The 26,220-nt window shown below is 76.8% G+C and carries 29 protein-coding genes; 7 read left to right on the top strand and 22 right to left on the bottom strand.

All coding sequences use genetic code 11. The features are described from left to right. Window positions 1-31 precede the first annotated feature (31 nt). Together D459_RS0104960 and D459_RS0104955 are read left to right on the top strand one after the other, a co-directional pair. Window positions 32-319: an ArsR/SmtB family transcription factor gene (locus tag D459_RS0104960; RefSeq protein WP_017591895.1), complete on the top strand. Its 288-nt coding sequence runs from the start codon at window positions 32-34 to the stop codon at window positions 317-319. A 96-nt stretch (window positions 320-415) separates the two neighbouring features. Continuing rightward, window positions 416-799 (top strand): VOC family protein, encoded by a 384-nt coding sequence (locus D459_RS0104955; protein ID WP_017591894.1) that lies wholly within the window; start codon window positions 416-418, stop codon window positions 797-799. Between the two features lie 319 nt (window positions 800-1,118). On the opposite strand, the gene D459_RS30765 is transcribed toward D459_RS0104955, so the two are convergent. Together D459_RS30765 and D459_RS0104945 are read right to left on the bottom strand one after the other, a co-directional pair. Further along, on the bottom strand, window positions 1,119-1,823 hold the full coding sequence (locus D459_RS30765; RefSeq protein WP_017591893.1) for a TetR/AcrR family transcriptional regulator: 705 nt from the start codon (window positions 1,821-1,823) through the stop codon (window positions 1,119-1,121). Between the two features lie 215 nt (window positions 1,824-2,038). Beyond that, the gene (locus D459_RS0104945; RefSeq protein ID WP_017591892.1) at window positions 2,039-2,995 is read right to left on the bottom strand and encodes an aminoglycoside phosphotransferase family protein; all 957 of its coding nucleotides are present in this window, start codon (window positions 2,993-2,995) and stop codon (window positions 2,039-2,041) included. A 254-nt stretch (window positions 2,996-3,249) separates the two neighbouring features. On the opposite strand from D459_RS0104945, the gene D459_RS0104940 reads away from it, so the two are divergent. Continuing rightward, a complete protein-coding gene (locus D459_RS0104940; RefSeq protein ID WP_017591891.1) occupies window positions 3,250-3,591 on the top strand; it encodes a VOC family protein in 342 nt (113 codons plus the stop codon). A gap of 233 nt (window positions 3,592-3,824) precedes the next feature. On the opposite strand, the gene D459_RS0104935 is transcribed toward D459_RS0104940, so the two are convergent. The 5 genes from D459_RS0104935 to D459_RS36090 form a co-directional block, all read right to left on the bottom strand. Then, complete coding sequence (locus tag D459_RS0104935; protein WP_017591890.1) at window positions 3,825-4,505, bottom strand: DUF4166 domain-containing protein; 681 nt, start codon at window positions 4,503-4,505, stop codon at window positions 3,825-3,827. 28 nt (window positions 4,506-4,533) lie between these two features. Beyond that, window positions 4,534-5,268: a hypothetical protein gene (locus tag D459_RS0104930; RefSeq protein WP_017591889.1), complete on the bottom strand. Its 735-nt coding sequence runs from the start codon at window positions 5,266-5,268 to the stop codon at window positions 4,534-4,536. Between the two features lie 364 nt (window positions 5,269-5,632). Then, on the bottom strand, window positions 5,633-7,108 hold the full coding sequence (locus D459_RS0104925; protein WP_017591888.1) for a catalase: 1,476 nt from the start codon (window positions 7,106-7,108) through the stop codon (window positions 5,633-5,635). Window positions 7,109-7,297: 189 nt separating this feature from the next. After that, window positions 7,298-7,831 carry an NUDIX hydrolase family protein gene (locus D459_RS0104920; protein ID WP_017591887.1) on the bottom strand — a complete coding sequence of 178 codons (534 nt, stop codon included), beginning with the start codon at window positions 7,829-7,831 and terminating at the stop codon, window positions 7,298-7,300. A 283-nt stretch (window positions 7,832-8,114) separates the two neighbouring features. Further along, window positions 8,115-8,258 carry a GPGG-motif small membrane protein gene (locus D459_RS36090; RefSeq protein WP_017591886.1) on the bottom strand — a complete coding sequence of 48 codons (144 nt, stop codon included), beginning with the start codon at window positions 8,256-8,258 and terminating at the stop codon, window positions 8,115-8,117. A gap of 212 nt (window positions 8,259-8,470) precedes the next feature. Here D459_RS36090 and D459_RS0104910 point away from each other — a divergent pair, with 212 nt between their 5' ends. Beyond that, on the top strand, window positions 8,471-8,803 hold the full coding sequence (locus D459_RS0104910) for a DMT family transporter (protein WP_017591885.1): 333 nt from the start codon (window positions 8,471-8,473) through the stop codon (window positions 8,801-8,803). Next, a complete protein-coding gene (locus D459_RS0104905; protein ID WP_017591884.1) occupies window positions 8,796-9,389 on the top strand; it encodes a TetR/AcrR family transcriptional regulator in 594 nt (197 codons plus the stop codon). Before D459_RS0104910 ends, D459_RS0104905 begins: the two co-directional genes overlap by 8 nt. Before the next feature lie 154 nt (window positions 9,390-9,543). Here the strand turns inward: D459_RS0104905 and D459_RS0104900 are convergent, their stop codons facing one another. Next, window positions 9,544-10,068, bottom strand: a complete 525-nt coding sequence (locus D459_RS0104900; RefSeq protein ID WP_017591883.1) for a lytic polysaccharide monooxygenase auxiliary activity family 9 protein — start codon at window positions 10,066-10,068, stop codon at window positions 9,544-9,546. Window positions 10,069-10,741: 673 nt separating this feature from the next. On the opposite strand from D459_RS0104900, the gene ligD reads away from it, so the two are divergent. Further along, window positions 10,742-11,683: a non-homologous end-joining DNA ligase gene (gene ligD, locus D459_RS0104895; RefSeq protein ID WP_017591882.1), complete on the top strand. Its 942-nt coding sequence runs from the start codon at window positions 10,742-10,744 to the stop codon at window positions 11,681-11,683. 49 nt (window positions 11,684-11,732) lie between these two features. Here ligD and D459_RS0104890 read toward each other — a convergent pair whose 3' ends face one another. The 8 genes from D459_RS0104890 to D459_RS30755 all read right to left on the bottom strand — a co-directional run bounded on the left by D459_RS0104890 (window position 11,733) and on the right by D459_RS30755 (window position 17,197). Next, on the bottom strand, window positions 11,733-12,041 hold the full coding sequence (locus D459_RS0104890) for a hypothetical protein (protein WP_017591881.1): 309 nt from the start codon (window positions 12,039-12,041) through the stop codon (window positions 11,733-11,735). A gap of 40 nt (window positions 12,042-12,081) precedes the next feature. Next, window positions 12,082-12,780 (bottom strand): class I SAM-dependent methyltransferase, encoded by a 699-nt coding sequence (locus tag D459_RS0104885; RefSeq protein WP_017591880.1) that lies wholly within the window; start codon window positions 12,778-12,780, stop codon window positions 12,082-12,084. A gap of 459 nt (window positions 12,781-13,239) precedes the next feature. Continuing rightward, window positions 13,240-14,403 (bottom strand): NAD(P)/FAD-dependent oxidoreductase, encoded by a 1,164-nt coding sequence (locus D459_RS0104880; RefSeq protein WP_017591879.1) that lies wholly within the window; start codon window positions 14,401-14,403, stop codon window positions 13,240-13,242. A 102-nt stretch (window positions 14,404-14,505) separates the two neighbouring features. Continuing rightward, the gene (locus tag D459_RS0104875) at window positions 14,506-14,829 is read right to left on the bottom strand and encodes a winged helix-turn-helix domain-containing protein (protein ID WP_017591878.1); all 324 of its coding nucleotides are present in this window, start codon (window positions 14,827-14,829) and stop codon (window positions 14,506-14,508) included. Further along, the gene (locus tag D459_RS0104870; protein ID WP_017591877.1) at window positions 14,826-15,248 is read right to left on the bottom strand and encodes a hypothetical protein; all 423 of its coding nucleotides are present in this window, start codon (window positions 15,246-15,248) and stop codon (window positions 14,826-14,828) included. The genes D459_RS0104875 and D459_RS0104870 overlap by 4 nt, the downstream gene beginning before the upstream one ends. A 27-nt stretch (window positions 15,249-15,275) precedes the next feature. Further along, a complete protein-coding gene (locus D459_RS0104865) occupies window positions 15,276-15,566 on the bottom strand; it encodes a hypothetical protein (protein ID WP_017591876.1) in 291 nt (96 codons plus the stop codon). 204 nt (window positions 15,567-15,770) lie between these two features. Then, window positions 15,771-16,472: an HAD family hydrolase gene (locus D459_RS0104860; RefSeq protein ID WP_026120063.1), complete on the bottom strand. Its 702-nt coding sequence runs from the start codon at window positions 16,470-16,472 to the stop codon at window positions 15,771-15,773. A 185-nt stretch (window positions 16,473-16,657) separates the two neighbouring features. Beyond that, window positions 16,658-17,197 carry a hypothetical protein gene (locus D459_RS30755; protein ID WP_017591874.1) on the bottom strand — a complete coding sequence of 180 codons (540 nt, stop codon included), beginning with the start codon at window positions 17,195-17,197 and terminating at the stop codon, window positions 16,658-16,660. A gap of 336 nt (window positions 17,198-17,533) precedes the next feature. Between D459_RS30755 and D459_RS0104850 the strand changes: the two genes are divergently transcribed. Further along, entirely contained in the window at window positions 17,534-18,811 is a 1,278-nt protein-coding gene (locus D459_RS0104850; protein ID WP_017591873.1) for a GAF domain-containing protein, read from the top strand. Between the two features lie 359 nt (window positions 18,812-19,170). Here the strand turns inward: D459_RS0104850 and D459_RS0104845 are convergent, their stop codons facing one another. The 6 genes from D459_RS0104845 to D459_RS0104820 form a co-directional block, all read right to left on the bottom strand. Then, complete coding sequence (locus D459_RS0104845; protein ID WP_017591872.1) at window positions 19,171-20,244, bottom strand: 2-aminoethylphosphonate ABC transporter substrate-binding protein; 1,074 nt, start codon at window positions 20,242-20,244, stop codon at window positions 19,171-19,173. A gap of 64 nt (window positions 20,245-20,308) precedes the next feature. Beyond that, the gene (locus D459_RS0104840; protein ID WP_017591871.1) at window positions 20,309-21,106 is read right to left on the bottom strand and encodes an ABC transporter permease; all 798 of its coding nucleotides are present in this window, start codon (window positions 21,104-21,106) and stop codon (window positions 20,309-20,311) included. After that, window positions 21,093-22,022, bottom strand: coding sequence for a 2-aminoethylphosphonate ABC transporter permease subunit (locus D459_RS0104835; protein ID WP_017591870.1), 930 nt, complete (start codon window positions 22,020-22,022; stop codon window positions 21,093-21,095). Before D459_RS0104835 ends, D459_RS0104840 begins: the two co-directional genes overlap by 14 nt. 339 nt (window positions 22,023-22,361) lie before the next feature. Continuing rightward, window positions 22,362-23,519 (bottom strand): ABC transporter ATP-binding protein, encoded by a 1,158-nt coding sequence (locus D459_RS0104830; RefSeq protein WP_017591869.1) that lies wholly within the window; start codon window positions 23,517-23,519, stop codon window positions 22,362-22,364. A gap of 313 nt (window positions 23,520-23,832) precedes the next feature. Continuing rightward, on the bottom strand, window positions 23,833-24,543 hold the full coding sequence (locus D459_RS0104825; protein ID WP_017591868.1) for a phosphonatase-like hydrolase: 711 nt from the start codon (window positions 24,541-24,543) through the stop codon (window positions 23,833-23,835). Continuing rightward, on the bottom strand, window positions 24,537-25,655 hold the full coding sequence (locus tag D459_RS0104820) for a TIGR03364 family FAD-dependent oxidoreductase (protein WP_020380057.1): 1,119 nt from the start codon (window positions 25,653-25,655) through the stop codon (window positions 24,537-24,539). Before D459_RS0104820 ends, D459_RS0104825 begins: the two co-directional genes overlap by 7 nt. Window positions 25,656-26,220: the final 565 nt, after the last annotated feature.

The following is a 26,220-nucleotide window of genomic DNA, read 5'->3' as shown; positions in this document are numbered from 1 at the left end:
TGCAAGTGTTTACTTGCCTATGCTTCTCGCTGTGGGTGACATCTACAAGGCCCTGGCCGACCCGACCCGCCGGGCGATCCTCGACGAGCTGTGCGAGCGCGACCGCCAGACGCTGTTCGAACTGTGCGGCCGGCTCGCCGTGAAGCACGGGCTGAGCTCGTCCCGGCAGGCGATCTCCCAGCACCTCGACGTCCTGGCCGCGGCCGGGCTGATCGGGGTGGAGCGCGAGGGCAGGTACAAGTTCCACACCATCGACACCTCGCCGCTGCGCGCGATCGCCGAGCGCTGGCCGCCCCGCGGCGGCGGGGACGGGCCTTGACCCGCGCCCGAGGGGCGGCCGCGCACCGGCGGCCCGCCCCGGAACCCTGATCTCCAGACCCGGCCCAAGACCGGGACCGCGTGCCGAGGAGGCCCGATGGGGATCTATGTGACCAGTGTTTTCGTCGACGACCAGGCCAAGGCGCTGGACTTCTACACCCGCGTGCTCGGCTTCCAGAAGAAGAACGACGTGCCGCTGGGCGAGGCGAGGTGGCTGACGGTCGTCTCACCCGAGGAGAAGGACGGCACCGAGCTGCTGCTGGAGCCGGACGGCCACCCCGCGGTCGGCCCGTACAAGCGGGCGCTCGTCGCCGACGGCATCCCCGCCGCCTCGTTCGCCGTCGACGACGTGCGCGCCGAGTACGAGCGGCTGAGCGCACTGGACGTCCGCTTCACCCAGGAGCCGATGGAGATGGGCGGGGTCACCACCGCCGTCCTCGACGACACCTGCGGCAACCTGGTCCAGATCGTCACCGCCTGACCCGCGGCCCCGGACGGCCCTCCGAGGGGGAGGGCCGCCCCGAGGCGCTCCCGGTCCGGGGCCGTACCCGCCGCCGGGGCGCCCGGGCCCGGCCCTCCGCCCGCCCGGCGGAGCGCTCCCGGCGGGTCCGCCCGTGCGGGCGCCGGGAGCGTTGAGAAGGGGGCCCGACCGGGCCCCGAACGCCCGGCCGCCGGCGGTCCGGGATCTGGGCGGCCGCCCGCGCCGGAAAAGGCGGCCCCCGTCCCCCGCCGGCCATCGGGGCCGCGCACCGAGCGGAGCGGGGCGGAACGGGAGGGGCCTTCCACCCCGGTGGAGCGGGTCAGGGCGCGGCCGGCGCCTCCCCGCCGTCGCCGCCGGGGGAGGCGGGAGGCCTGGCGGAGGACCTCCCCTGAGTACCGCCGGCCGCGCCGCGCAGCCGGGCGCGGACCGCGCGGCGGGTGACGGGGCCCAGGTCGTCCAGCACGGCGACCAGGTCGCCCAGGCGCTCCAGGGCCTCCAGCGCCCGCTCGGCCCCCTCGTGGTCCACCCCCTCGTACAGCTCCAGGCCGATGAAACCGGAGGCCAGCGCCCTGGCGAGGCCGCGGGTGTCGACCAGGCCCTCGATCGGGGTGCCGGGCACCACCCGCTCCAGCACCTTTTCCAGCTCGGCCGCCCACAGCTCCAGCCCGGCCGCGGTCGCCGGCGCGAGCCAGGAGCGGGTCTGCGCCCCCGCCAGCAGCTGGGCGAGCGTGGCGACGTGGCCCGCGTCGCGCTCCTCGGCGTGCAGGTCGCGCCCGAGCCGGACCAGCTCGGCGAAGGACCGCACCTCGGCGAAGCGCGGCCGGTAGTGGGCCACCCGCTGCTCGGCGCCGTACCGGCAGGCCGCCGCCAGCAGCTCGTCCACACTGCCGAAGTGGTAGAAGACGAGCCCCTGGTTCACCCCGGCGGCCGCCGCGATGCTGCGCGCCGAGGTCTTGGCGATGCCGTTGCGCACCAGCGCTTCGAGGGCTCCGGCGAGGAGCTTGGTCCGGGTGTCCTCGCTCATCAGATGTCCGGGCGCGGCCGTCCCTGCCGGTGCCGGGCGCCCTCTCCCTTCCTGCCGCGTGGCCTATGGCTCCCCGGCAGGATATGAGACCCGCGCAGCCCCCGGGGCCCGCCGTCCGGAGGAGAGAGCGCCGGTACCGGGCGCCCGCCCCCGGCAGGGGAGGGGCGGGCGCCGAACGGGCGGGAGCCCGGCCCCGGGCCGGACCCCCGCCCCGGTCAGGGGCGCTCGGCGGAGCGGGCCGCGGCGGGGGCGGACCGGCGCAGCAGGGCCCCGGCGATGGCGACCTGGGCCGGGTCCAGGGCGGTCCTCCCGTCCTCGACGTCCCACAGCGCGTTCTGCAGCACCCGGCCGAGCGTCCAGCCGGTCGCCCGCTCCCGGTCCAGGCCGAGGACCTCGGTCAGCCGGTCGAACCGGCCGAGCACCACCCGCCCGGGGTCGCCGGTCGCCACCGCCTCCTCCCACCGGTTGTCCAGCGCCGGAAGCAGGTCGAAGCCGGGGTCGCCGGCCAGCGGCTCGGGGTCGATGGCCAGCCAGGGCTCCCGCTCCGCGGCCAGGACGTTGTCGTAGTGCAGGTCCCAGTGGAGCAGCCGGTCGCCGGGCTCGGCGACCAGCTCGGCCACGGCGGACGCGCAGGTCCGCACCAGCCGGCGCTCCGCGGGGTCGCGCAGCGCGGGGACGGCCCCGTCCGCCCGGTCGAGCATGGCGCCGGCGACGTCGGCCAGCGAGCGCAGGCCCGCCGGCGCCGGCACCGAGGTCAGCCGGGCCAGCAGCTCGGCCAGGACCTGCACGGCGGCGCCGTCGTCGGCCACCGAGGACAGCGGGCGGGACGCGTCCAGCCGCTCCAGCAGCTGGCCGCCGCGCCCGTCGTCGCCGTCGAGCAGCCGGACGATGCCGTCGCCCCGCCAGGTCCGCAGGCCGACGGTGGCCGCCGCGGCCTCCTCCCGGGGCTGCTGGAGCTTGAGGGCGGCGGGCGTGCCGTCGGCCCGGCGCACCGGGAGCACGACCGAGGCCATGCCGTGCCCGGCCGGGCCGTCGGGGCGCAGGTCCCAGTGCTCCAGCAGCTCGGCGCCGATGCGGGGGAGGGCGGCGAGCCAGGCGCGGGCCTCCGCACCCTGCTCGGGGTAGGACGCGGTGAACGCGTCCGGGACGTCGATCGGGGTCGACGCGGTCATGGTGAAGGACTCCTCCGCGGGTTTCCGAATCGGGATACGGCGGGCGAAGGAGGCCGCGGAGGTGCCCGGGCACCGGGCAGGGGTCAGGGCATGGCAGGACCCTAGCGGCGGGAGGCGCGGCGGGGGAACCGGTTTTCCGGGGCCCGGGACCCGGAGCGGAGACCGCCGCCCGGGCCGGCCCCGGTGCGGCGGGAACGTCGCGGGTACGGCAGAGGACGGGAGCGGAGAACCCGCCGACCCGTGGAGAGGCGACCATGACCGTGGAGCCGTTCGCAGGCGTCCCCGTCACCGACTACGACGCCGCGCTGGCCTGGTACGAGAAACTGCTCGGCGCGCCGCCGGCGTTCCTCCCCAACGGCACCGAGGCGGTGTGGGGGCTCGGAGAGGGCAGGTGGATCTACATCGAGGTGCGGCCCGGGCACGCCGGCCACGCGATGCACACGCTCTTCGCCGACGACTTCGACGCCCGCCTCGCCCGGATCGCCGAGCGGGGGCTGGAGCCCGCGCGCCGGGAGGCCTACGAGAACGGCGTCCGCAAGGCGGTCTTCCGCGACCCGGACGGCAACGAGATCGGGTTCGGCGGCGACCCGCTCTGAACGGCCCCGCCGCCGGCCCGGGATCCGACCCCGCCGGCGCGCGGCACCGCGTCCGGCCCCGGCGCGCCGCGGGCCTCCCGCCCGGCCGCCCCCGGCCCCGCTCCTCCCCGGCGACCTCGACGTTGCGGGGGCATCGGAGCGCCCTGATGCCCCCGCAACGTCGAGATCATCGCCCCTGGGGCGGCACCCGGCCCATCGGCGGGCCGGCCGGGGCCGTCCGCGCCGGGGCGGGATCAGGGGCGGGCCTCCTCGCGGGCCGGGCGCAGGCGGGCGGGGAGCGGGCGGCGACCGGTGCGGGGGTGCTCGGCGGTGAACGACCCCTGGTAGCCGAAGACCGGGCCGAGCAGCGGGTTGGTGACGCGCACGCTGATCCGGAACCTGCCGGCCCGCTCGTCGTAGCGCTCCCGGACCTCGGCCGCCCCGCCGAGCGGCGCGGGCACCCCTGCGTCCAGCGGGCCCTCGCGGAACCGCAGCGGCCCGGACCGGATCACCAGGCCGCCCCGGCCGTCCGGCTCCGGGAACAGGTCGCAGGCCAGGTGGTGGTGGGTGCCCAGGTAGTCCACGATGCAGCCGCGCTCGGGGCTGTAGACCATGGCCGCGTCGAACCGCCGGGGGCGCCCGGGCAGCAGGAAGGTCCGCACGAAGGTCACCGCCTCGCGCCCCCGGGCGTCGGTGTAGGGCACGTTCTCGATGGTGAAGGGCACGTCCCGCCCGGCCTCCGGCACCAGGATGTTGCGCACCGCGCCCAGGGCGAGGAACGGACGCACGGCCGCGCCGCCGTGCCAGATCCGGTCCATCGTGCCCCGGCCGATGCAGGAGGTCCCCGAGTCGAGACCGGCGGAGAAGCGCTGCCGCAGCCGCGGGTGCAGCCGGTCGAAGCCGTCTCCCATCGCGCGCTGGAAAAGGGCGGCCATGGTCGGGTCCTTCCTGGTCGGGCGGTGGTCAGCGGTGGGCGGCGGAGGACTGCGGCGGGCCCTCGGCGGCGGACTCCAGGCGGCCGAGGAGCGCGGGAGGGGCGGGTGCGGTCCGCTCCGGGGGCCGGCGCAGGCAGCGCCGGGCGGCCGGGGTGGCGGGCAGCGGTGGCAGCAGCAGGGCGGCGGCGCAGACCGCCGCCGCGGCGGGCGGCGGCGCGGCGGCCAGTGCGGCCGCCGCCACCGCCGCGCGCACCGCCGCCTCGGCCAGCGCCCGGCGCAGCGCGGACTCCGGGCTGATCCCGCGCTCGCACCAGAGCCGCAGCCGGTCGAAGGACCAGGCGGTGGCCCAGCCCATCAGCGGGCGGAATACGAGCCGGTCGGCGGCCCGGCCGGCCCGCCCTCGGCGCGGCCGGTAGTCGTAGCCGGTCAGGAAGCGCACCCCGCCGGAGGCGGGCACGTAGCGCCAGTAGCCGCGCCCCTCGGCGATCGGGGAGAGCGGGTGGGCGGAGGCGAAGCGCAGGGCGGAGGTGCGGGTGCCGTCCGGCCGGTGCCGCTCGCCGGCGTTCACCCCGGTCCCGGTGATGCGGACGAACGGGGCGACGCGGGTGGCGTAGCGGAACCGCGCCGGTCCGCCGGCCGGCCGGGGCAGCGGGCGGATCTCGGTGAACCGCAGGTCCCAGCGGCAGTGCTCGGCGGGGTCCTGGGTCCGCTCCCACAGCAGGTCCAGGCCGGTCCGGATGTGCGCCTCGATGTACAGGCCCATGTGCGGTCCCCTCCCCGCCGCCCGATTTGAGCGGTCGCTCAAAAGAACCGTACGCGGATTTGAGCGACCGCTCAAGTGCGGGTGCGGCCGCATCCGGCCGACGGCGGTGCGGCGGTGCGGCGGGTGCGCCGGCCGGGCGCCCGGGGAGGGCGGCCCGCAGGCCCGGACGCCGCCTCGGACGTACCGGTCGCCGCGGTCGGGGCGCCTGCCCCGTCCGGGCGGCGCGGGAGGGGCTCCGGTGTGCCCGGCGTCCGGGGCGTGCCGCGCACCGCCCCTTCGGCGACCGGGACGCCGGCCGCCTGCACCGGGCAGGAGAGAGGGCCCGGGAGCGCGGAGTCCCCGGGCCCTCGGTGGGAGGCGGCGGTCAGCGGCGGAGGGCGTCGGCGACCCGGTCGCCGGTCTCCCGGTCGATGCCGCGCCAGTACTCCAGGGCCCGGTCGGCCACCTTGCCGTCGGTGACCGCGCCGAGGTGCCCGGCGATGTTGGAGACCAGCCGGTCGCGGGCGGCGTCGTCCAGCACGTTCCGGATCAGGGCCCGGGGCTGGACGAAGTCGTCGTCGTCGCGGTGCGCGGTGTAGGCCTCCCGGACGATCTCGCCGGCGTGCACGGCCCAGGAGGCCGGGTCGGTCCCCTCCTGCACCGCGGCGTCGGGCCCGCCGTAGGAATTGGGGTGGTACACCGCCCCGGTGTCCGGCGGGTAGGAGCGCATGGCCCCGTCCTTGGAGTAGGAGCGCACCGGCACCTGCGGCCGGTTCGGCGGCAGCTCGTTGTAGTTGACCCCGATCCGGTACCGGTGCGTGTCGGCATAGGAGAACATCCGCGCCAGCAGCATCTTGTCCGGCGACGGGCCGACCCCGGGGACCAGGTTGGACGGCTCGAACGCGGCCTGCTCCACGTGGACGAAGAAGTCCTCGGGCACCCGGTTCAGCGTCATCCGGCCGACCTCGATCAGCGGGTAGTCGCCGTGCGGCCACACCTTGGTCAGGTCGAACGGGTTGAACCGGTAGTCCGCGGCCTCCTCCAGCGGCATGATCTGCACCTTGAGCGTCCAGGACGGGTACTCGCCCCGGTCGATGGCGGCGTACAGGTCGCGCCGGTGGTGGTCGGCGTCCTCGCCGGCCAGCGCGTCGGCCTCGGCCTGGGTGAGGAACTCGTTGCCCTGGTCGGTCAGGAAGTGGTACTTGACCCACACCCGGCGCCCGGCGGGGTTGATCCACATGTAGGTGTGCGAGCTGAAGCCGTCCATGTTGCGCCAGGTCCGCGGGATCCCGCGATCGCCCATCAGCCAGGTCACCTGGTGCGCCGACTCCGGCGACAGCGACCAGTAGTCCCACTGCATGGTGTTGTCGCGCAGACCGGTGCGCGGGTCGCGCTTCTGCGAGCGGATGAAGTCCTGGAACTTCTGCGGGTCGCGCATGAAGAACACCGGGGTGTTGTTGCCGACCAGGTCGTAGTTGCCGTCCCGGCTGTAGAACTTCAGCGCGAAGCCGCGCGGATCGCGCCAGGTGTCCGGGCTGCCCTGCTCGCCGGCGACGGTGGAGAAGCGGGCCAGCATCGGCGTCTCCCGGCCGGGCTGGAACACGTCGGCGCAGGTGTACTCGGAGACGTCGTTGGTGACCCGGAAGGCGCCGTAGGCGCCGGCGCCCTTGGCGTGCACCACGCGCTCGGGCACGCGCTCCCGGTTGAACTGCGCCATCTTCTCGATGAGGTAGATGTCGTGCAGCACGATGGGGCCGTCGCGCCCCACCGACAGCGACTGCTCGTCGCTGGGCGCGGGGGCGCCCGCGGTGGTGGTGGTGATCGGGTTTCCGTTCTGCGGCCTTCCGTATCCCTCGGTCATCTGAGGCTCTCCCCCTCGGAGCGGGTGGACGCGCTGGTCGGGCGGTATGCGCGCGGGCGCCGCCCCGGGGAGGGCGGCGCTCGGGGCACGTCTGCACCTGTCTACCCGCGCCCGGGTCAAGCCAGGGTGCGCCGCGGACCAACGTCCCGTCACCCGCGGGGCGGGCGCCGCGCGGCGCCCGCCCCGGCGTCAGGGCAGCCGGCCGGTGTACGCGAGCGCCTGGCGGACCAGCACGCCCTGGCCGGCGGCCATCTCCTGCTGCACCTCCGGGCCGGCCGCCTCCTCCGGGGTGAACCACACCAGGTCGAGGGCGTCCTGGCGGGGGCGGCAGTCGCCGGTCACCGGCACCACGTAGGCCAGGGCGACGGCGTGCTGGCGGGGGTCGTGGTAGGGGGTGGTCCCGGGGGTGGGGAAGTACTCCGCGACGGTGAAGGGCTGCGGCGTGGCGGGGATGCCGGGCAGCGCCATCGGCCCGAGGTCCTTCTCCAGGTGGCGCAGGAGGGCGTCGCGGATCCGCTCGTGGTAGAGCACCCGCCCGGAGACCACCGCCCGGCTGATCGTCTGGTCGGGCCCGGCCTGCAGCAGCAGGCCGACGCTGGTCACCGCCCCGGTGTTGTCCACCCGGACCGGGACCGCGTTGACGTACAGGATGGGCAGCCGGTCACGGACCCAGTCCAGCTCGTCGTCGGAGAACCACCCGGGGACGGTGTCGATCGAGGTCACCAAGAATCGGCCTCTCCTGCTCGTCGTCGCTGCGCCGGTCGGGGACCGGCCGCGGCCCCGCTCTTCCGCCGCGGGGCCACGGGGAGAGGGTACGCGCCCCGCTCCGCGGCCGGGGGCGCCCCGGCGGGAGTGTCCGCGATCGGACCGGGCGGAGGCGGTCCGCGGAGCGCCGCCGGGAGGCGCGGCGGGACCGGGGCGCGCCGCGCTCCGCCCGCGGACCGCCGCCCCGGACGCACCTCTCAGACGCCCCCGTCCGCGGACGGGCGGCCTTGGGAGAAGGGCCTCAGAACCCGACGAAGCCGCCGCTGGGCGCCAGGATCACACCGACGACGATCAGCACGATTCCCCACAGCATCTGGCGGCGGAGCAGGGCCGCGACGCCGGCGACGATGAGGACGATTCCGAGGATCAGTAGAAGTATGCCCATGTCATTGAGGGTGCCCGCGGGGGCGGGCGGATAACGCGGCCGCGCCGGGCGGTGCCCGCCGGCCCCGCCCGCAGCGGGGCGCGGCGGTGCTTCCGGGCTCCGGAACGCACCGGGCCGGAGCGGCCGGGGTTGACGGGGGGCGGCCGCCCCGGCCTAGAATCTGGAGCAGTTGCTCAGGTTTTTTCGGACGGATTCGGACGGAGGTGCGCGCGATGCCGTGGCTCTGGCTGGCCGGGGCGATCGCCGCCGAGGTGGCGGCGACGGTCTCGTTGAAGTTCACCGGCGGGTTCACCCGGCCGCTGCCCTCGGCGCTGGTGGTGGTCTTCTACGGCACCGCCTTCTACCTGCTCTCCCAGGCGCTGTCCCGGGGGATGGCGCTCGGCGTGGCCTACGGCGTGTGGGCGGCCTCCGGGGTGGCCCTGCTCGCGCTGATCGGCGCGCTCTTCCTCGGGGAGTCGCTGACCTGGGTGCAGATCGGCGGGGTGCTGCTGGTCATCGGCGGGGTGCTGGCCCTGGAGATGGGCGGGCAGGCCGGACATGCCTGAGCGGGAGGACGCCGAGCGGATCACCGACGGGCGCCGGCGCAAGGGCGAGCGGCGCCGGCGGGAGCTGCTGGAGGCGGTGCTGCGGGTGATCGTGCGCGACGGCATCGCCGCCGTCACCCAGCGGGCGGTGGCCAAGGAGGCCGGGGTGCCGCCGAGCGCGGTGCTCTACTACTTCGCCACCGTGGACGAGCTGCTGGTCGCCGCGCTGGCCAGGGTCAACGGCGACTACATCGAGCGGGTGCGGGCGCTGCCCGAGGAGCCCGGCGCGGCGCTGCGCGGCCTGGCCGGGCTGATCGCGGAGGCCGCCGACGCGGAGCGCGCCTCCGCGCTCGCCGAGTACGAGCTCTACCTGATGGCCGCCCGCCGCCCCGCGCTCCGCGCCGAACTGCACCGGTGGAACGGGTGCCTGGACGCGCTCGCGCTGCGCTGCGCCGGCCCCGACCCGGCCGCCCGCGCCGCGTTCACCGCGGCCGTGGACGGCCTGATGATGCGGGCGTTCGTCGAGGAGGGGCCGGCCGACCCGGAGCGGGTGCACGCGGCGCTCTCCCGCCTGGCCCCGGGCGCGGCGGGCGGCCCGGCCCGCTGACGGGCGCCCCGGCGCCCTCGCCCGCCGGCCCCGGCGCCGCCGCCCGCGCGGACGGCGCACCGGGACCGGCCCGGGGGAGCAGGGGGCGGGCGCCCCGCCTCCGGGGGCAGGAGGGGCGGGGCGCCATCGGGGGAAGGGGAGGCGAGGCCGCGGGTCAGGCGGCGCCGACGTTGACGTCGATGCAGGCGTAGAAGGCGTTGGCGGTGTCGGCGATGTTCCACACCGCCAGGACCTTCGTCGGGCCGCTGTGCCCGCTGAGGTCGACGTTGTGCGTGACCGTCGGGGCGGGGCGGGCCCCGCCGTCGTCGATCTCGGCGACCTTCTGGCCGTCGGCGTAGTACTGCCAGGTGCTGGTGGCGTGCCGGGCGGTCAGCGTCCAGGTGAAGTCGAGGGAGCTGCCGACCGGGTGGACCTCCCAGCCCTTGGAGTCGTCGTCCAGCTCGGCGAAGCGGGAGTTGCCGCCGCTGCAGCTGGTCAGCCCCTTGGGGCCCTCGACGCTCTGCGGCTCCCACTTGATCGGCCCGCAGTCCACCGTGCCGGCGGCGCACTGGGCCTGCCGGCTGGCCGGGGAGGAGACGTAGCCGTGCGCGTTGGCCGCCGCCGCGGGCATCAGCGCGAACAGCAGCGGGGTGGCGGCGGCGACGGTCGCGGCGGAGACGGCTTTTCTTTTCAGGCTCATGTTCGGCCCTTCCGAGGTGTTCCGCGTTTCCGGGCCGGCCGGGATCAGAGGCTGCGCGGCCGTCGGCCGTCCGGGGGTTCGCGGTAGCGGGAATGAGGGATCGCGGCCCCGGGTCCGATCGCGGCGCCCCGCATCGGCGCTTCCGGACGCCCGCCGGCAACGCCGAGGGCATGCGGAAGGAGCCGGTGGCGAGGTGCCGAGAAGCGTGCGCCAGGGCTCCCGAAGGCGCGTGTTCCCGCCGGTCGCAGGGGATAGGCGGCAATGGAAGGGGGCGAGAGCGGGTTCGCGTCCTCCGATTGGTCTAGACCGTAATGAGGCGGCCATAAGCGGTCAAGGGTGAATGGCGCGAACATCACAGAGAAATATGGCGAAAATTTCACCGGCCGCACCGGGGAAAGGCCTTCCGGGCGACTGGTATCGCCCTTCGGGAATTCGGGGGAGCGCTGCGGAGCGGGGGTTCCGCCCTTTCCCGGCGGGGGCCGGTCTGGGCGGAGGCCGGCCCTTCGGGTAATGCGGTCCAATTGTGCGCTGCAAAAAGGGTGATACTCCTGTCGCCTCCGGGTGACATGCGGCGGGGCGCCGGGCCGGCGCGTCCGCCGCCGGGCCGGCCGGGGCGGGGCGGTCCCCGCGGGGCGGATGTGGCGATAGGCGACGAGACGGGTACAAGGGGGATATGTCCGGAGGAAGGCGGTCGCCTCGGGCCGGAGGATCGGTCGTCGAACTGCACCACCCCGACAAGGAGCTGTTCGGCAAGGGCGGGGTGACCAAGCGCGAACTGGCCGACCACTACCTGCACGCGGCCCCGGTCATGCTGCGCCACCTGCGCGGGCGCCCGATCGCCGTGCAGCGCTGGCCGCAGGGCATCGAGGACGGCGGCGGGTTCTTCGTGAAGAACCGGCAGCCCGGAACGCCCGACTGGGTGCACTCGGCCCGGGTGCCCAGGGAGAGCGGCGACGACGACGCCGAGGTCCTGGTCTGCGACGACTCGGCCACCCTGGCCTGGCTCGCCGACCAGGACGCCTTCCCGCTGCACATGTGGCTCAGCCGGATCGACCGGCCGCGCAGGCCGGACCGGATCGTCTTCGACCTCGACCCGCCCGAGGGCACCGCCCCCGACGACTCCGCCGCCTTCGACGCGGTGCGCGCCGCGGCCCGCGACATCCGCGCCGAACTGGACGACCTGGGCCTGATCGGCTACCCGATGACCACCGGGTCGCGCGGCGTGCACGTGGTCTGCCCGATCCGCCGGGAGGTCGACACCGACGACGCCAAGGACTTCGCCCGGGCCGTCGCCGAGCGGGTCGCCGCCCGCCGCTCCGACGAGCTCACCGTGGAGCAGCGCAAGGACCAACGCCGCGGCCGGCTCTTCGTCGACTACCTGCGCAACGGCTACGCCCAGCTCGCGGTGGCGCCCTATGCGGTGCGCGCCGCCCCCGAGGCGCCGGTGGCCACCCCGATCTCCTGGGAGGAGCTGGGCACCATCTCCGGCTCCCGGGCCTGGACGGTCCGCACCTTCGGCCGCCGCGCCACCGCCGACCCGTGGAAGGACTTCGCCCGCCGCTCCCGGTCGCCGCGCGCGGCCATGAAGCGCCTGGAGGAGCCCGCCGAGGAATGACCGGCCCCGCCCCCGCGCCCCTCCGGGGCGGGCCGGCCGGGGCGGCGGCTCAGCTGAGGTGGCGGGCGAGCGCCCGCGCGAGCGCCGCGGCGCCGGGCGCCCCCCGCGGGCCCTCCGGTGTGGGATAGAGGCGGCAGGACAGGACCGGGGAGCCGGCCCCGCACGGGAAGAGGTCGCGCCCGCCGACACGGAACGTGGGCGAGCCGGGGAAGCCCAGGTCCCGGGCCTCCTCCTCGGTGTCCACCGCGCGCGCCACCACGTTCAGCGGCAGGCCGGTGGCGGCCGCGGCCTCCGCGAGGCGCTCCTCGGCGGCGTAGCGGTTCGGGCAGCCGGTGGAGTAGAGGAGCTCGACGTCCATACCTCCATTGTCCCCGGCCCCGTCCGCCGTCCGGTGCCGCTCACCCGGCCGGGACCGCCCGCACCCACACGTGGTCGTCGGTGAGGTAGGCGTCCACCGCCAGCCCGGCCCCGGCCAGCGCCGCCTCGAACGCCTCCCGGGTCAGCGGCCGGGACAGGAACGTCTGCGTCCACCGCGCATCGGGGAACTCGTACTCGGCGAAGACCCGGCGCACCCCGGGCGCGACCGGGGTGCTGGAGGCGATCCGCACCGTCCCGCCGGCGACATCCCTGGTCCTGGGCACCGAGGTGTGGGCGTCGTAGGGCTCGCGCTGCAGGATCACGCAGCCGCCGCCGGAGACGTGCCGGCGGCAGGCCTCCAGCATCCCGCGGGCGACCCCCGGGTCCCCGCTGTGCACCAGGAAGGAGCAGAGCAGCACCGCGTCGAAGCGCTCCCCCAGGTCGAGCACCTCGATCGGGGAGCAGACCGTCGCCGCCCCGGCCGCCCGCTCCACCCGCTCCAGCATCTCCGGGGACTCGTCCACGGCGGTCACCGCGAAACCGCGCTCCACCAGCGGGCGGGTGACGCGGCCGGCCCCGCAGCCCAGCTCCAGCAGGCGCGCCCCGGCCGGCACCGCCGAGGCGATGACGTCCGGCTCGCCTTGCGCCGGGAGCCGGGCGTACAGCTCCACGGCGCACCCGTCGGGGGTGATCGCCCCGGGCCCGGTTCCGCCGAACCCCTCGCGGACCACTCGCTTCATCGCGACTCCTCGCGGGACGGCCCCGGGCGGACCCGGGGGCGGCGTTCGCGGGGCGGCGGGGAGGCCGTCCGGCCCTTCCGCCGGCCCCGGCGGCACAGGCCGAGGATACGTTCCGCGGGCGCCGCAGGGGAGGCCCTCTCCGCGCCGGGCCGCGGAGGCGGGGCGGCCGAAACGCCGGCGGGCGCCCCTTCGGACCGGTGCTCTCGGCGCGGCGCCGGAAGGGCCCCGGCGGGGCCGGCCGCGCGCCGCCGCGCTCCGAGGGCGCCGGCGCCCTCCCGGCCGGCGGGGGCCGCCCTCCGCGGGGTCTTCCCCGTGCACCTGCACGTCCTCTCCGGTCGGCGACGGCTCCCGGAGCGGCGCGTGCCGGCGGGGGAGGACCGCGCCGGTCACCGGCGCCGCCGCGGTCCGCGCGGGGGCGGCGGGGGAGGGGACGGGCGCCCTCCCCACTTCCGGTCCGGGCTACTGCTGCCCGGGCAGGCGCACCCGGGTGAGGGGCGCATCGGGCCGGCCGCCGCGGAACCGGCCCGGGCGGAAACCGGCCAGCTCCGGCCGGTCGGCGCCGTCCAGGATCTCCTCGGCGGCCCACCGGGCCAGTACCGGGGCCAGGGTGATGCCGCTGTGCGTCGCGATCGTGTACAGCCGGGACCCCGGGTCGGCGAACCCGCACACCGTCAGGCCGTCGGCGGGCAGCGCGCGCCGCCCCACCCGCACCTCGGCCACCTCGGCGAACTCGCCGCCGACCAGGACCTCGGCCAGCCGCTCGCGCAGCGCCCCGGCCGCCCGCGGGCCGGGGCCCGCCGCCGGGTCCGCGCCCTCGTCCAGGTCCAGGCCCTGCAGGACGAGCCGCCCGCCGCCGTCGGGCCGCACGTTGAGCCGGCCGGTGGTGAGGACCCGCTCCAGCCGGACCGGAGCCGGAGCGGTGTAGCCGAGGAGGCCCACCGCCGCCGACCCCGGGGCGTCCGGATCGGCCATCGGCACCGGGTGCCCCGCGGTCGCGGTCAGCGCCTCGGTCCACCGGCCGGCGGCGGTGACCGCGACGTCGGCCTGCACCGCCGAGCCGTCCTCCAGCAGCAGCCGCACCCCGCCGGAGCGCGGCGCGACCTCGGCCACCCGGGCCGGGCAGCGCAGCACAGCCCCGCAGGCCAGCGCGTCGGTGAGCATCCGGGCCAGGAACTCCCCGGTCAGCACGTGCCCCTCTTCGGGGAAGAACGCGACCGCCTCGGCGCCGTCCGGGACGCGGGCGCCCGGCTCCAGCTCCCGGGCCTGCTCCGGGGAGGGCTCCAGTACGGCGTAGCCGCGCTCGCGCAGCCGGGCCGCCCTGGCGCGCAGGGCCTCGGCGTGGCCGGGCTCGACGGCCCACTCCAGGTTGCCGGTGGCGCGGAACCAGCGCGGACCGCCGCCGAGCTCGGCGTCCAGCCCGTGGTGGGCGCGGAGCCCGGCCAGGTTGAGCTCGAAGTAGCCCTGCGGCTCCTTGCCGTGCGAGTTGACCCAGGCGAAGGTGGTCCCGGTGGTTCCGGCGCCCGGCCGGGACGCCTCGACGACGGTCACCCGGTTCCCCCGGAGCGCGAGCTCCCGGGCGGTGGCCAGTCCGACGGCCCCGGCCCCGATGACGGCGATGTGCAACGCGATCCCTCCGTGTCCTGCTGCCGTGCGCGGTGCCCGGGCCGCGCCCCCGAGGGCAAGTGTGGACCAGGGGCGCGGCGCCCGCGCGCGGCGGGCCCGGCGTCACTCCCCGCCGGAGGCGGGGACCGCGCGGCCCTCGGCGATGTCGCGCAGGGCGGCGACGTGCCGCTCGAAGGCGGTGCGGCCCTCGGCGGTCAGCGCGAGGAAGGTGCGCGGCCGCCGGCCGACCGAGGACTTGCGGACTTTGACGTAGCCGGCCTTCTCCAGGGTGGAGACCTGCTTGGACAGCGCGGAGTCGGAGACCTCCACGGTGTCGCGGACGAACCTGAAGTCGGCCTCCCGGGCCGAGGCGAGCGCCGCCACGATGGAGAACCGCACCGGGGCGTGGATGACGTCGTCCAGGCGGGCGCGCGGATGGCGGGTCACGCGGGCCTCCGGGCCGCGCGCAGCGCCGCCGCGCCGGCGGCGAGGAAGGGCAGCGTGGTGGCGGCCGCCGCCGGCATCCACCAGGAGATCTCGCCGGGGAAGACCGCCATGCCGATGCCCAGGGCGGCGGCGTACAGCACGCCCCAGGCGGCCATGGAGCCCGTGTGCCAGGCGGCGAAGCCGCGCGGGCTGACCGGCTGCCGGGCGCCGTAGACGGCCAGGGCCACGAAAGCCGCGATCAGGGCCGAGGCCGGGACGGTCCACCAGGGGTCGGGGGACATGCCGATGGCGAAGACGCCGGCGAGCGAGGCGGCGGCGGCTCCGGCGCAGAACCCGGCGTACCAGGTCCCCCGGCGGCGGACCCGCCCGGCGATCTCGTCGGCGGCGGAGAGGTCTCTCAGGGCTTGCTCTCGGTCCATGGGGGGCTCCGAATCTCTCGACGTGTTTCAAGTCTGGCAACTACTTTCCAACTTGGCAAGTTGATGTCGCCATGGAAAGCCGGAGGCCGGGAAGGCGGGGAAGGCGCCCGGCCGCCGCGCGGCGTGGCCGTAGAGCGCGCGGCAGGCCGCCGTGGCCTGGCCGAAGCCCGTGTGGCGCTCAACGAGCCAGTACCTGGTGCCGTAGCGCGGCAGGTCGACCGCGAGCAGGTCGGCGCGCCCGACGAGCGCGCCGTTCAGCCTCAGGACCTCGGTCGCGAGGTCCCGGGTGCGGCCGTGGAACATCGCGGAGTCGGACATGCCTCCAGAAGCCGTGCCGTGAACGGCGGCGACGGCGAAGGGGCAACGCCCCGGCCCCGAGGACCGGGCCGCAGGGCGGAAGGGGGTCCCGGCGGGCGGCCCGCCGGACGCGGCGGCCCCGGCCGGACGGGCCCGCGCCGGCGGGCCGGTCCGGGGCGTGCGCCGGGCCCGGAGGGCGGGCGGCCTCCTCGGTGCGGGCGCCCCTCACCGGCCGGGGGCCGGGGGCGCCGCTCCCTCCGCGCAGGTGAGCAGGGCCTCCACGGTGCGCACCGGGTCGGGGCCGGAGGCGTCCGGCGGGTCGAAGGCCGAGGGGAAGCGCGATTCCACGTGCGCCGACCAGGCCGCGGAGAGCCCGGCCCGGCGGGCGCCGTGCACGTCCCAGCCGTGCGCCGTCACCAGGGCGACGCGCGCCGGATCGGTGTCGCAGCGGTCGGCGGCGTGCAGGTAGATCCCCGCCGAGGGCTTCCACCGGCCGGAGGCGTCCGCGCTGACCACCGCCTCCACCTCCGACGCGAGACCGGTCCGCTCCAGCAGCGCCAGCACCACCGCCTCCGGTGCGTTGTCCAGGGCGATCACCCGCGCCCCCGACTCGCGCGCGCGGGCCAGCGCCTCCCCGGCGTCGGGGCGCGGGTCCAGCTCGGCGACCGCGTCCACCAGGGCCTCGGCCGCGGGCCGCCCCACCTGGTGGCCGGTGACGTCGTCGAGCGCGGCCAGCGCCAGCTCCCGGAAGGTGCGCAGGCCGCCGGCGGCCGCCAGCGCGAAGGCGTCCCGGAGCAGGTGGTCGCTCCACCGCCGCATCAGCACCCGGGGCACCCCGGCCTCCCGGAACCGCCACTCCAGCGCGTCCAGCGGGACCAGGGTCTCCAGGACGTCGAACGCGATCACGGCCGGACGGGGAACGGACACGCTTGCCTCCCGGTGGCGTCTCCCGGGCGGCTCCCTGTGCGTCGCGCCCGCGGGGTCGGTGCCCTATCTCCATTCCCCGCTTTCCCGCGGGGCGCAACCACTCCCGGGGGTCCGGACCCGGCCCCGGGGGCCTTCCCCGGGGCGGCGGGGGCGGTGCGCGGCCGGCGGCGGCGCGCCGCCGCCGGTCACCCGTCCTGGCCGGCGTCCGCGTCCTTCCCGCCGCCCTTCCCGCCCTCGCCGTCCTTCCGCGGGTCGGGCTCGGCGTCGACGCCGCGGGTCTGGCCCTCCCGGGCCGGGGCGGAGGGCGGGTGGGGGCGGCAGGAGAAGCAGTCCATCACATAGACCTGCTCGCCGGAGACCTTGCCGACGAAGCGGCCGGGGACACCGTCGTCCCCCGGCGGGCGGTCGGCGATGGCCCGGTACTCGATCCGGCCGGAGAACTCGGCGTCCTCCTCCTCGAAGGTGGTGCCGGAGCAGTCGATGAGCAGGGCGCCCTCCTCATCGGGGGCGGTGGAGCACTCCAGCCGCCCGGAGATGGGGTGGCCCTTCCGCTCGAAGGCGGCCTCGGCGCGGGGCCGGACCAGGGAGGCGGAGAGCCCGCCCGCGGCGGCCCGCGCGGCCTCCGCGTCGCCGTCGGCCGCGCAGGCCGACAGCGGCAGCGCCGCCGCCGCGGCGAGCAGCGCCGGGGCCGTCCAGGCCGGGAGGCGGGGGCGGCGAGCACGCATCGGGACCTCCGTTCGGATCGCGGCCGGTGCAGGCGCACACCGGCAACTATCACGCAACGTTTCGGCCCGCTCGCCGTCCGCCGCAGGGATGGAGGCGAAAGAAACGGGAAGGATCCGGCAAAGTCCGCCCGCCCCGCCCGGGGGAACCGGAGGAGGAGCCGCCGTTCCCGCGGCCCGATGCCCGTCCGAGGTGCGGAAACGGCGCCTGCGGCGGCCCTGGGCGGCCCGACCGGTGCAATGCCGCGACCCCGGGTTGCCAGCCGGGGCGAGGGTGGAAAAGATGTGTGCTCCGAGGCGGGCCGCGGGGGAGCCCGCCGCAGAGGGGGAGGGGGAGAGGTGTGCGCTGACCGGCTCGACACCGCTCTGCCGGCCGGGGCCGACCCGGTGCGCCACGCACGCCTGCTGAAGCGGGTGCACGAGGCGGCGGTCTCCGGAGGGAGGCCGCCGGCCCGGCTCCGGCCGGTGATCGAGGACTCCTGGGAGCGGATGCGCGGCCACGGGGTGGACCCGGAGCGGGGCCGGCCCTCCGCGGAGCTCCGCTACGAGCAGCTCGCCGTCCACCGCGAGGCGTCCCCGCTGGCCGAGGTGGTCCCGCTGATCAGCGGGTCGCTGCTGGGCGCCGCCGAGGACGCCGGGCACGTCATGCTGGTGACCGACGCCCGGGGCTGCATCCTGTGGCGGGACGGGTCCGACCCCATGCGCCGGCTGGCGGAGGGCGCCGGCCTGGTCGAGGGCGCGGTCTGGGACGAGGCCGCCACCGGCACCAACGCCATCGGCACCGCGCTGGTCGTCGGCCGCCCGGTCCAGGTCTACTCGGCCGAGCACTACGTCCGCGGGCTGCACCGGCTGACCTGCGCCTGCGCGCCGGTGCGCGACCCCCGCGACGGGCGGGTGCTCGGCGCGATCGACGTCACCGGCCCCGCGGCGACCGCGCACGCCTCCACCCTGGCCCTGGTCAACGCGGTGGCCCGGCTGGCCGAGGCGCACCTGCGCGAACGCCACCACGACAACCTGGAGCGGCTGCGCGCGGTCGCCGCCCCGCTCCTGGCTGGCCTGCGGGAGAAGGCGCTGGTGGTCGACGAGAACGGGTGGACCGCGGCGGCCGTGCACACCGAGCCGGTGCGCCGCGTCGCGCTGCCCCGCCGCATACCGGGCCCCTCGGCGTGGATCCCGGAACTGGGCGAGTGCCTGATGGAGCCGCTGCCCGGCGGCTGGCTGGTGCGGCCCGGCGGCGGCGAGGCCGCGCCCGCCACCCGGGTCGTTCTGGACCTGGCCGGCCCGCCGGAGGTCTCCCTCAGCGGCCCCAGCGGGCAGTGGACGCACCGGCTGTCGGTGCGCCACGCCGAGGTGCTGTTCGTGCTGGCCCGCAACCCCGAGGGGCGGAGCGCGGCCGGCCTGTCGGAGGACCTGTTCGGGTCGCCGGCGCACGTGGTCACGGTGCGCGCCGAGATGTCCCGGCTGCGCCGGCGGCTGGGCGGCATCCTGGAGAGCCGCCCCTACCGGTTCAGCGAGCGGGTCCAGGTGGAGCTGCGCGGCACCGCGGACGCGTTCTTCCTGCCGGAGTCGCAGGCGCCGGCGGTCCGGGCGGCCCGCGCACCCAGAGCCGGGACGTGACAGAATGTAGTCGTCGTGCAACCCGTCGCAACCTTTGCGGGGTGGTGCGAACCGCGGTGAACTGGGGCCCGTCGGCGGGCGGGATCCGCCGGGCGCGGCCCGCCGCGCCGCCCGCCGCCGGCCGAGGACCACGTCCGCCCGTGCCCGTACCTTGAGGGGGGTTTCGGGAGTGTGCACATGGGGGGACGTCCCAAGGCGGCGGCCCGGGGCTTGGGGAGCACTCGGGCCGCCGCCTCACCCGCGTCCGGGGCCCGGCGCACCGGCCCCCGGACGAGAGCCGCCCCGGGGCCCGGCGGCCTCCGCGCCGGCGGAGGAGCGGCCGGGCGCCCGGAGCCGCCCCCGGGCGGGAGGGCGCCGGCTCAGCTGCCCGTCGCCTCCTCCCACGCGCTGACGTAGGAGTCGAAGTTCTCGTCGACCTCCACCCAGTCCGGGGAGAACACCTCGACGCCGTCCATGATCTCGGTGAGCCGCTCGGCGTTGGCGCCCTCCGCCTCCACGTCGGTGCGCACCGGGAAACCGCCGCCGACCTCGCTGACCTGCTCCTGCACCTCCTCGGAGAGCAGGTAGTCGAGGAACTTCCGGGCGTTCTCGGGGTGCGGGGCGCCCTGCACCGCCCCGGCCGAGTAGGGCAGCGAGAGCGTGCTCGGCGCCTCGCCCTCCTCGGCCGCGGGGAAGAAGATGCCCTGGGACGGCATCGCCTCCATGTTGGCGAAGTTCATCTGCACGTCGCCGTTGGCGACCAGCAGCTCGCCCTTGTCCACCTTGGGGGCGAGCGCCCCGGTGGAGGAGGACGGCCCCACGTTGTTGGCCTGCAGCTCGCCCAGGTACTCCATGGCCGGCTCCAGCCCGCCGAAGTCGTGCATCGCCTTGAGCATCACCGCGGTTCCGTCCCCGGCCACGCCCGGCGTGGAGTACTGCAGCCGCCCCTCGTACGCCGGGTCGAGCAGGTCGTCCCAGGTCTTCGGCGGCTCGTCCAGCTGCTCGGTGTTGTAGATGAAGCACAGGTAGTTGTCGACCACCGCGGTCCAGGAGCCGTCGGGGTCCTTGGCATCCTCGGGGACCTTCTCCGAGCCCTCGGGCTCATAGGGCGCGAGCAGGCCGCGGCCCTGGGCCTGCTGGATGAAGGGCGGCAGGGTGACCAGCACGTCGGCCTGGGTGTTGGCGGACTCGCGGGTGAGGCGCTGCACCACCTCGCCGGAGCCGCCCTCCACGTACTCCACCCGGATGCCGGTCTCCTTCTCGAAGTCGGCGAACACCTTGTCGAAGAAGCCGTCTCCGGACTCCAGGCGCAGCCCGTCGGCGGAGTAGACGGTGACCACGTCGGGGTCGTCGGCGGTGCCACCGGAGCATCCGGTGAGCGCGGCGGTCAGGCCGAGGGCGAGGGCGGCCGCCCCCAGGGCGGCGGTGCGCGGGGTCCGATCGGTCGCGGGCATGGCGGTTCTGTTCAGCCTTCCGTGCGGTGGGCGGTGGGGAAGAGGAGGAGGAAAAGAGGGCGGGTCAGCGCTGCTCGGCCCGGGAGCGGACCCGGGAGAGCAGCACCAGTGCGGCCAGGGTCGCGGCCATCAGCAGCACCGCCAGCGCGGCACCGGTGTAGAGCGCCCCGCGGTCGGTGGAGGCGAAGATCCGCACCGGCAGCGGCAGCCAGTCCGGCGGGTAGAGCATCATGGTGGCGCTCAGCTCGCCCATGGACAGCGCGAAGCACAGCCCCGCGGCCGCCCCCAGCGACGGCAGCAGCAGCGGCAGCTTCACCTTCCACAGCACGTAGCCGGGCCGGCCGCCCAGCCCCGCGGCGGCCTGCTCATAGGCCGGGTCCAACCGGGCCAGGGCCGCCGTCAGCGACTGGTAGGCGAAGGCGGTCACCAGCACCGCGTGCGCCAGCATCACGATCCACCGGGTGCCGTTGAGCAGCAGCGGCGGGGCGCTGAACGCCACCAGCAGCGCCAGGCCCACCACCACCGAGGGGACCGCCACCGGCAGCATGAACACCGCGTCGACCGCGGTGCGCGCCCGCCGGCCCAGGCGCTGCGCGGCCAGCGCCGCCCAGGTCCCGGCGATCAGCGCGGCCGCACTGGCCACCGCCGCGGTCACCAGCGAGGTGTTCAGCGCCTGCAGCGAGTCCCCGCTCACCGCGGCGGAGTAGTTGTCCAGGGTCCAGGAGGACGGCAGCGCGCCGCTCCAGTTCCCGGCGAACGAGGCGGCCAGCACCACCGCGAACGGCAGCGCGAAGACCGGCAGGAACAGCGCGAAGAAGACGGCGTGCAGTGCCGCCCGGGCGCCCCGGCTATGCACCAGCACGGTCGCCTCCCCTCCCCGCCGAGGTGCGCGCCAGGACCAGCCGGTACAGGCCGTACAGGGCGCACGACAGGGCGATGTTGACCACCGCGACCGCGCAGGCGGCGGTGTAGTCCGACTTCAGCATGGCGGTCGTGTAGACCAGCATCGGCAGGGTGACCACGTCCTTGGCCCCGGTGAACAGGATGATTCCGAACTCGTTCATGCACAGCACCAGCACCAGCGACCCGCCGGCGGCCAGGGCCGGCAGCGCGTCGGGCAGGATCACCCGGCCGATGATGCGCAGCGGCCGGGCGCCCAGCGACGCCGCCGCCTCGATCTGCGCGGTCTCGGTCTGGGAGAACGCCGCCAGCAGCGGGCGCATCACGAACGGCGTGAAGTAGGTGATCAGCGCCAGCAGCACGCCCCACGGGGTGGTGAGGAAGTCGAAGGGGCCCTCCGGCGCCCCCGTCGCCCCGGTCCACAGCCCGTTGGCCAGGCCCGCGGTGCCGTAGACGAACACCAGGGAGAGCGTGATCAGGAACGACGGGAAGGCGAGGAAGACGTTGATGAACCTCCCGGCGAACCGCGCCCCCGGGAACGGCACGAACGCGACCACCAGGGAGAGGAAGAACCCGAGCAGCAGGCACCCCGCGGTCGCCCCCACGGCCAGCAGCACCGTGGTCACCAGCGCCCGCCGGAACGCCTCCGAGGAGGCGGTCTCGGCGTAGACCTCCAGGGTGAACCCGCTCCCGTCCGGGGCGGTGAAGGACTCCACCACCACCAGCACCAGCGGGTAGAGGAAGGCGAACCCCAGGGCGGCCACCGGCGGCAGCACCCACACCCACGCGGGGACCGCGCGCCGGTTCTCCTTTCCTCCCGGGGCGGCCCCGGGCCCGCCGGACGGCGGCGCCGGGGGAGGAGCGAGCACACCGGTCATGGCCGGCCTCCGTTCCGGTCGGGTCGGGGCGTATCGGAGCCGGCGGTCCGCGGCCCCGCCGGCGCGGTGGCCGGCCGCAGGCACCCGCCCGGAGGGGCGGCACCGCGCCGGCCGGGCGCGGGAGGTCCCCCCGCCTTCGCGGGCCGGGGCGGGCGGGGCCGGCCGAACCGGCCGCGGAGAACTCCTCCTCGGCCCGGCCGCCCGCCGGAGGGCGGGTTCCCGCCGAGGGGCGGGGCGCCGGTGCGCGCGGAGAGCGGGACGGGGCCGAGAGGGGCGCCCGAGTGCACGCCGGCGCCGGGCGCGGCGCGTTCCTCCGCCCGGAGGAGCGGGGAGAGGAGGTCAGCCACCGGCCACCTCCGCGGGGGTCCGCGCGCCGCTCTTCTCGGCGTCCTCGGCCGGCCGCGGGGCGACGGCGCCCGGCTCCCCGGGCGGGAGCAGCACGGTGTCCTCGGGGGAGAAGGTCAGCCGGACCTCCTCGCCGGGGCGCGGCGGGTCGCGCAGCTCGGCCACGTCGGCGCGGACCTCGTGCCCGCCGACGTCGACGAAGAGCCGGTGCACCGACCCGCGCCACTGCGCGGTGAGCAGGCTGCCGCGCAGCTCGTTGCCGCCGGCGCCGCCCAGCGCGACCAGGTGCGGCCGCACGCACAGCGTCACCGGCCCCTCCGGGGCGTCCTCCGCCGCGCGCAGCCGGGCCCCGCCGAACAGCGCGCCGCCGTCCCCCGCGCCGCGCGCCGGCAGCAGGTTGGCCCCGCCCACGAAGGACGCGGTGAACTCGGTGCGCGGGGACCGGTACAGCTCCGCCGGGGCGCCGCAGTCCACCAGCCGGGCGTCCTTGAGCACCGCGATCCGGTCGGCCAGGGTCAGCGCCTCCACCTGGTCGTGCGTGACGTAGAGCATGGTCACATCGGGCAGCTCCCGGTGCAGCCGGGCCAGCTCCGCCAGCATCCCCGAGCGCAGCTGCGCGTCGAGCGCGGACAGCGGCTCGTCCAGCAGCAGCACGTCGGGGCGGATCGCCAGCGCCCGGGCGAGCGCGACCCGCTGCTGCTGCCCGCCGGACAGCTCCCGCGGGTAGCGCCCGGCGTAGCCGCCCATCCCGGTCATCTCCAGCGCCTCGGCCACCCGGCCGGGGATCTCCCGGCGCGGCGCCTTGCGCGCCTTCAGCCCGAAGGCCACGTTCTGCTCGACGCGCATGTGCGGGAAGAGCGCGTAGCTCTGCACCACCATGCCCACGCCGCGCAGGTGCGGGGCGAGGCCGGTGACGTCCCGCCCGGCCAGGTGGACCCGGCCCCGCGAGGGCCGGACGAACCCGGCCACCGCGCGCAGCGCCGTCGTCTTGCCCGAGCCCGACGGGCCGAGCAGGGCCATCACCTCGCCCCTGCGCACCTCCAGGTCGAACCGGTCCAGCACGGTCGACGCCCCGTAGGCGACGCTGACCTCCTCGAACCGGATCCCGGCCGGTTCGGTGCGGGCGGTGGGAACAGTTTCGCCGTCCATCATCGAATCTCGATCTCCGTCAGCGGATACGTGCGGGGAGCGCCGGCCCGGGGCGCCCGGGCGGCGGGCGGGACGCGGACGGGGGCGGGCCGCCCGCCCGGTCCGCCCGCGGGCGCCGGAGCGGCCGCGGACCCGAGGCCGCAGGCCCCCGGAGCCGGTACCGGCCCGGTCGGCTCCGAGGCGCCCCGGAACCGGCCGGGGCGGTGCCGCGGCGGGCCCTGCGCGCGCAGGCGCGCGGAAGGCGGGCGCCCGGTCGCGGCGGCGGCCGGGGGAGGGCCCGCCGGGCCGCCCGGGGCGCCCGCCCGGCCCGCCGCGCTCACCCGGACTCCTCGGCGCACAGCAGCGCCGGCAGCTCGGCCACGGAGGGCAGCACCCGGTGGGCGCCGGCCTCCTCCAGGGCGGCCCGGCCGTGGGCGCCGGTGAGCACCCCCACCGCCAGGCCGGCCCCGGCCCGGCGCGCGCTGAGCACGTCGGAGCGGGTGTCGCCGGCCACCGCCACCCGGTCGACCCGGTCCACCGCGGCGGTGCGCAGGAACGCGGCCAGCACCATGTCCGGGAAGGGGCGGCCGCGGCCCGCGTCGGCCGGGCTCAGCACCAGGTCGGCCAGGCCGTGCCAGCCCAGCGCCTGCAGCAGCGCGTCCCGGGTGGCCGGCGCGAAGCCGGTGGTCAGCACCACCCGGCGGCCCTGCGCGCGGAGCAGCCGCAGCGCCTCCTCAGCGCCCGGCAGCGGGGCGCACAGCCCCTCGCCCACCAGCTCGGCGTATGCCTTCTCGAAGGCCCGGTTGGCGGCCTGGGCCCGGTCCTCCTCGCCGAACAGGTCGCGGAAGACCGCGATCTTCGACTGCCCCATGGTGGCCTGGACGTACTCGCGCATCTCCCGGTGCCGCGGGCTGCCCGCGGCGATCCCGGAGGCCTCGGCCGCGGCGTCGAACGCCCGCTCCACCAGCCCGTCGTCGGCCACCGTGGTGCCCGCCATGTCGCACACCACCAGGCCGAAGCCGGGGGCGGCCGCACCGCTGCTCACCATCCCAGCTCCTCGGCGGTCGTCTCGGCGATCGCCGGGGAGCAGGTCATCCCGCGCCCGCCGGGCCCGGTCACCAGCCACACCCCGTCGGCGACCCGCTCGCGGTGCACCACCTCGCCCGGGTCGGTGCACTGGGCGTAGACCCCGGCCCAGCGCCGCCGCACCGGCGGCAGCGCCCGGCCCAGCAGGGCCTCGGCGGTCTCGCGCAGGTGCTCGTAGGGGGCCTCCTGCACGTCGAAGCCGAACGGCTCGGCGTACTCGTGGGTGTCGCCGATGGTCAGGCCGCCGTCCAGGCGCTGCACCATGAGCAGCTGCATCCGGTGCTCGGCGGCGACCGGCGGCTGGGGCTGCGCCTCGCCGAGGGCGTCCAGCGCGCTCCCGGCGTAGGCGGGGTAGTAGCGGAAGCTGTCGCCGTCGGCGACGGAGGTGGTCAGCGGCTCGTCCAGCGGGGCGGTCTGCATCATCTGCAGCCGCACCCTGCGCACCGGGGCCTCCGGGGCCAGCTCGCGCACCAGCCCGGACAGCGCCGCGCCGGGGGCCAGCAGCACCGCGTCGCCGGAGTGCACCGCGCCGCGGTCGTCGCGCACCCGGCCGGTGTCGGCCTCGCGCACCTCCCGGCCGGGCAGAAAGGTGTAGCGGCCGCTCTCCTGCAGCGCCGCGCGGAGCGCGGGCAGCGCCACCCTGGACTCCACCGCGGCGTCCCGCTCGCACCACAGGGCGCCGCGGAACTCCCCGCGCAGGGCGGGGTTGAGCCGGCGGACCTCGTCGGGGGAGAGCCACTTGAGGCCGCGCTCCCCGGCGTCCGGGCGGGACAGCACCTGCTCTGCGACGACCTGCTCGGCCTCGGTGCGCACCGGGGTCAGCGACCCGTTGGCGCGGAACCCGACGCCGGGCACCCGCTCCCCGATGCGCTCCCACAGCTCGCGGGCGCGCAGCGCCGCGTCCAGCTCCGCGCCGGGGGCGCGCCCGCCGACCCAGACCAGTCCGAAGTTGCGCACCGAGGCGCCCCGGGCCTCGGCTTCTCTCTCCAGATGCAGGACCTCGTGCCCGCGCTGCACGGCCTCCCAGGCGTGCATCGTTCCGAGGATCCCGCCACCGATCACGATGACTCTCATGGCGGCAACACTCCACATCACAGGTGGTGCGCCAGTGAACCGCCACCGACGCCCGGGTGAAGCGGCAGGCAAGCTTGGACTAGACCCGTTACCTTTCCGTGATTTTCGGGGGGTGTCCGAGGTGCGCCCCCACCCGGCGGAAGCCGGCCCGCGCCCGCCCCGGTCGGGCGCGGCGCCCCGCGGGGTGAAGGTTCAAGCGGGCGGCGACGGCGGGAGGGCGTGCCGGCCGGTCGGTTGGGTGCGGCGCCTCGCGGGGCGGGGGTTCAAGCGGGCGGCGACGGCACGGGCAGGGCCGGGGCAGAGGCGATCACCCGGGCGCGGCGCCCCGCGGAGCGGGGGTTAAGACGGGCAGCGAGGGCCGGAGGGCGTGCCGGCCGGTCGGTCGGGTGCGGCGTCTCGCGGAGCGAAGGTCAAGACGGGCAGCGGCGGCAGCGGTAGGGGCGGGGCCGGGCGCCCCAGCCGGGTGCGGCGTCTCGCGGGGCCGGGGTTCAAACCGGCGGCGAGGGCGGGAGGGGGACCGGCCGGTCGGTCCGGTGCGGCGCCTCGCGGAGCGGGGGTTCAAACA

Source organism: Nocardiopsis potens DSM 45234, assembly GCF_000341105.1.
GTDB classification, from domain to species: Bacteria; Actinomycetota; Actinomycetes; order Streptosporangiales; family Streptosporangiaceae; genus Nocardiopsis_A; species Nocardiopsis_A potens.
The sequence above is the reverse complement of the archived record's forward strand: the minus strand, read 5'-3'. Positions and strand labels throughout refer to the sequence as shown.

Excerpts from the sequence above, each read along its gene's own strand:
- D459_RS0104955 (WP_017591894.1), top strand. The coding sequence starts at position 416 with ATGGGGATCTATGTGACCAGTGTTTTCGTCGACGACCAGGCCAAGGCG.
- D459_RS0104930 (WP_017591889.1), bottom strand. The coding sequence starts at position 5,268 with ATGGGCCTGTACATCGAGGCGCACATCCGGACCGGCCTGGACCTGCTG.
- D459_RS0104910 (WP_017591885.1), top strand. The coding sequence starts at position 8,471 with ATGCCGTGGCTCTGGCTGGCCGGGGCGATCGCCGCCGAGGTGGCGGCG.
- D459_RS0104925 (WP_017591888.1), bottom strand. The coding sequence starts at position 7,108 with ATGACCGAGGGATACGGAAGGCCGCAGAACGGAAACCCGATCACCACC.
- D459_RS30755 (WP_017591874.1), bottom strand. The coding sequence starts at position 17,197 with ATGCGTGCTCGCCGCCCCCGCCTCCCGGCCTGGACGGCCCCGGCGCTG.
- D459_RS0104940 (WP_017591891.1), top strand. The coding sequence starts at position 3,250 with ATGACCGTGGAGCCGTTCGCAGGCGTCCCCGTCACCGACTACGACGCC.
- D459_RS0104945 (WP_017591892.1), bottom strand. The coding sequence starts at position 2,995 with ATGACCGCGTCGACCCCGATCGACGTCCCGGACGCGTTCACCGCGTCC.
- D459_RS0104835 (WP_017591870.1), bottom strand. The coding sequence starts at position 22,022 with ATGACCGGTGTGCTCGCTCCTCCCCCGGCGCCGCCGTCCGGCGGGCCC.
- D459_RS0104845 (WP_017591872.1), bottom strand. The coding sequence starts at position 20,244 with ATGCCCGCGACCGATCGGACCCCGCGCACCGCCGCCCTGGGGGCGGCC.
- D459_RS0104905 (WP_017591884.1), top strand. The coding sequence starts at position 8,796 with ATGCCTGAGCGGGAGGACGCCGAGCGGATCACCGACGGGCGCCGGCGC.
- D459_RS0104865 (WP_017591876.1), bottom strand. The coding sequence starts at position 15,566 with ATGTCCGACTCCGCGATGTTCCACGGCCGCACCCGGGACCTCGCGACC.
- D459_RS36090 (WP_017591886.1), bottom strand. The coding sequence starts at position 8,258 with ATGGGCATACTTCTACTGATCCTCGGAATCGTCCTCATCGTCGCCGGC.
- D459_RS0104870 (WP_017591877.1), bottom strand. The coding sequence starts at position 15,248 with ATGGACCGAGAGCAAGCCCTGAGAGACCTCTCCGCCGCCGACGAGATC.
- D459_RS0104935 (WP_017591890.1), bottom strand. The coding sequence starts at position 4,505 with ATGGCCGCCCTTTTCCAGCGCGCGATGGGAGACGGCTTCGACCGGCTG.
- D459_RS30765 (WP_017591893.1), bottom strand. The coding sequence starts at position 1,823 with ATGAGCGAGGACACCCGGACCAAGCTCCTCGCCGGAGCCCTCGAAGCG.
- ligD (WP_017591882.1), top strand. The coding sequence starts at position 10,742 with ATGTCCGGAGGAAGGCGGTCGCCTCGGGCCGGAGGATCGGTCGTCGAA.
- D459_RS0104890 (WP_017591881.1), bottom strand. The coding sequence starts at position 12,041 with ATGGACGTCGAGCTCCTCTACTCCACCGGCTGCCCGAACCGCTACGCC.
- D459_RS0104820 (WP_020380057.1), bottom strand. The coding sequence starts at position 25,655 with ATGAGAGTCATCGTGATCGGTGGCGGGATCCTCGGAACGATGCACGCC.
- D459_RS0104830 (WP_017591869.1), bottom strand. The coding sequence starts at position 23,519 with ATGATGGACGGCGAAACTGTTCCCACCGCCCGCACCGAACCGGCCGGG.
- D459_RS0104885 (WP_017591880.1), bottom strand. The coding sequence starts at position 12,780 with ATGAAGCGAGTGGTCCGCGAGGGGTTCGGCGGAACCGGGCCCGGGGCG.
- D459_RS0104900 (WP_017591883.1), bottom strand. The coding sequence starts at position 10,068 with ATGAGCCTGAAAAGAAAAGCCGTCTCCGCCGCGACCGTCGCCGCCGCC.
- D459_RS0104825 (WP_017591868.1), bottom strand. The coding sequence starts at position 24,543 with ATGGTGAGCAGCGGTGCGGCCGCCCCCGGCTTCGGCCTGGTGGTGTGC.